This is a genomic window from Palleronia sp. (genome assembly GCF_042089775.1).
Classification (GTDB): Bacteria; Pseudomonadota; Alphaproteobacteria; order Rhodobacterales; family Rhodobacteraceae; genus Palleronia.
Map to the genome: position 1 here is coordinate 1 of NZ_JBELKF010000205.1, position 3,269 is coordinate 3,269.

Here is a 3,269-nt window from a genome sequence, read left to right on the forward strand (position 1 = left end):
CATCATCAGACGGCAAACGTCATCTTGTTTTGCCAGATCCGCGATTGTCGCATCCAATTCAGCCAACTCGGCGCGCAACTGCGCACGCGCGCGCAAAAGGGTGTAGAGCGTCAACCTCCTTGTCCTGTTCCGACAACCAAGTTGGCCGGTTCTGACCGCTGCGATCGGAATGGTTAGGTGGTTGTGTCCTCCCTGATGTTGTCGCTGGTGTTGGCTTCGAGGTTGTCGCTGGAGGTTGTCGCTCCGGCGTCAAGCTTGGCTGATTGTCGCCCGGCTGCGGCCCTCCTTCGGTAGCTGTCGCCGTTCATCTCGAGGATGGTGGCGTGGTGAACGAGGCGGTCGATCGCAGCGACGGAGACAGCCTGGTCCGGGAAGATCTTGTCCCATGCGCTGAAGGGTTGGTTGGCCGCGATGGCGAGACTTCTGGTCTCGTAGCGCCGGGCGATCAGTTCGAAGAGCACGGAGCTCTCGGCCTGATCCTTCTGGGCATAGGTAATGTCATCGAGGATGATGAGATCGAACTTGTCGAGCTTGGCGAGAGCGGCCTCGAGGGCGAGGTCGCGGCGGGCGGCCTGGAGCTTCTGCACCATGTCGGTCGTGCTGGTGTAGAGAACGCGCCTGCCGGCTTCGACAAGGGCATGCCCGATGGCGCACAAGACATGGGTTTTGCCTGCGCCCGAGTTGCCGATGGCGATGAGGTTTGCGCCGGTCTCGATCCAATCCCCTGCGGTCAGTGCCTCGATCCGGGCCTTGGTCACCCCGGGCAGGGCCTTGAAGTCGAGGGTGCCAAGGGTTTTGCCTCCGGGCAATTGGGACTGCTGGAGGTGGCGATGGATGCGCCTGGCATCCCGTTCGGCCAGTTCCAGTTCGGCCAAGGCCGCGAGGAAGCGGGAGGCGGGCCACCCCTCGGTATCGGCGCGGTCCGCGAGTGCCTGCCAATGGCGCTGGAAGCTTGGCAGACGCAGCGCGGTGAGCATGGTGGGCAGCGCGTGGACATCGACGGGGCGCGGTGCGGCGGGGGCGGTCATGCGCGACCCTCCAGCAGCGCGTCGAAGCTAGCCAGCTCTGTCAGCGCGACGGGCGTGTCGTCCGGGAGGGCCCGCTGCGGCGGCTCCAACCGCTCCTTCAACCTGCGGGCCTCGGGCAGTTCGCCCTGACGGAGGCTGTCGGCGATCAGGAATGCCAGTTCGGCCTCGCAGCCCTCGTCATGGGCGAGGCAGAGCAGATCGACCATCCTTCGGCAGGCGTCGCGGCGTGGCAAGGCGGCCGAGAGTGCGGTCCAGGCCTCGGCGTATTCCGAGCGCGGGAACAGGCTATCACGATAGACCGAGCCTGCCAGTGCCTGGGGCTTGCGACGCAGGGCGTGGATGACATGGCGATAGTTGACGCAATGGACGCGCAGGCCGTCCTCACGACCGCGGCGCCGCGGGTGGGTGACGACATGGGTAGCGCCGAGGAAAGCCTCGATCCGGTCATCATAGACATGAACCCGCAGCCGCTGGCCGATCAGTTGCGAGGGCGCGGAGTAGAAGACCTGGTGAACCAGGAAGCCCCCGGTCTTCGTCACGCGCGCAACCACCTCGGTGAAGTCGGTCGTGCGACGGGCAGGCAACTTCTTGAGCGCCGCCATCTCGATGCGCAGGGCAGCCTCCCGCCGCCGGTTCCGGCGAGCAACGAGCTCATCCACGAAGCGCCGCCAGTCGGCGAGATCGGCAAAGTCCCGGGAGCCACGCAGGATCAAGGCCTGGTCGAGCGCCACCTTGAGGTGGTTGTTGTGCGCCTCGACCGACCCGTTCTCATGCGCCTCGCCACGATTGTTGCGGCTGGCGAGCATGCCGTAATGGGCACAGAAGGCCTCATACCGCTTGGTGACATCCTCCGCGGCTGCGGCGTCAAGGTTGCGGTATGCCGCCGAGAGGCTGTCGGTGCGATGTTCATGCGGCACCCCGCCGAGCGTCCAGAGGGCATTCTGCAGGTTCTCGGCCAGCGCGGTGAAGCTCTCGCCGCCCAGAACCACGGCGACATGTTCCCAACTGCTGTAGGCCAGGACAAAATGATAAAGGCGGTGTTCGAGAGGCTGCCCGCCGATCGTCACACCCAAGGTGCTGGCGTCGGTGAAATCGGACAGCGCCATGCGCCCCGGCTCGGGTGTCTGACGGAAGATCACGTCGCGCTCTGGCCCGTGCAAAGCCCGCCAGTCGCGCACCCGGCGCTCAAGCGTCCGGCGCACGCGGTCGTCCGGGAAGGCTTCGGGACGCGTCAACTGGAGGTGCCGCATCAAGGTGACGGCCTGAACTGCAGGATCACGCTCGAGGATCGGCAGCAGCACCGGTTCCCATACTGCAGCAAGCGGATCGGGCACGGTGCGGCCCCGGGAGGGCTTGCGTTGGGAGGGAAGGCGCGGATCAGCCTCGATCCTGCGGGCGGTGCGTTCGCTGAACCCCGCGCGGGCGGCAGCGACACGCTGGCTGTGCTGGAGACGGTCGGTCATGTATAATCTCACTTGCTGGTCGGTGACGGGTTTGCCCGGCACGGTCGTATCTCCGTTTGGTTGCAGAGATCTCGACCCTACCGGCCCGCAGCGGCCAGCACCCACCCCCCAGAAGAGAGCGAAGCCGGTGGCCCCAGTCTACGGTCGGGCTACGCCCTCCCTCCGCCTGGGGCCACCGGCCAACTTGGCTGACGTTCGCGGCCAACTTGGTTGTCGCTCATCACCCAGCGGCTCTACCGCGAGGAAGGGCTGTCCGTGCGCAAGCGGCGGGGACGGAAGAAGGCGACGGGCACGCGGGCGCCGCTCCTGACGGTCGCCGCGCCGAACGCGCGCTGGTCGGTCGATTTCGTCCACGACCAGTTCGCCCAAGGGCGCCGCTTCCGGATCTTCAACGTGATCGACGACGTCACCAAGGAATGCCTCGCCGCCGTGGTCGACACCTCGATCTCGGGCCGGCGCGTTGCGCGGGAGCTGACAGCCCTCATCGCCCGGCGCGGCAAGCCCGGCCTGATCGTCAGCGACCATGGGACCGAGTTCACCTCGAACGCGATGCTGGCCTGGAGCGAAGAAACCGATGTGCCCTGGCACTTCATCGCGCCGGGCAAGCCGATGCAGAACGGGATCTGCGAGGCCTTCAATTCGAAGATGCGCGACGAGCTCTTGAACGAGACGCTGTTCTTCGGCCTTGACCACGCCCGCGAGGTCGTCGCCCGCTGGGTGGCCGACTACAACGCAACCCGGCCCCATTCGGCGCTCGGTTATCAGACTCCCGCGGACT

Annotated in this window: 2 protein-coding genes and 1 pseudogene; 1 reads left to right on the plus strand and 2 read right to left on the minus strand. The window is 66.2% G+C overall.

Annotated features, from left to right (window positions below):
* Positions 1–173: 173 nt before the first annotated feature.
* Entirely contained in the window at positions 174–1,028 is an 855-nt protein-coding gene (istB, locus tag ACFDS3_RS19970) for an IS21-like element helper ATPase IstB (protein ID WP_375264083.1), read from the minus strand.
* Positions 1,025–2,491 (minus strand): IS21 family transposase, encoded by a 1,467-nt coding sequence (istA, locus tag ACFDS3_RS19975; RefSeq protein WP_375264084.1) that lies wholly within the window; start codon positions 2,489–2,491, stop codon positions 1,025–1,027. Before istA ends, istB begins: the two co-directional genes overlap by 4 nt.
* Before the next feature lie 228 nt (positions 2,492–2,719).
* On the opposite strand from istA, the pseudogene ACFDS3_RS19980 reads away from it, so the two are divergent.
* Positions 2,720–3,269, plus strand: a pseudogene (locus ACFDS3_RS19980) (IS3 family transposase); the annotation flags it as partial.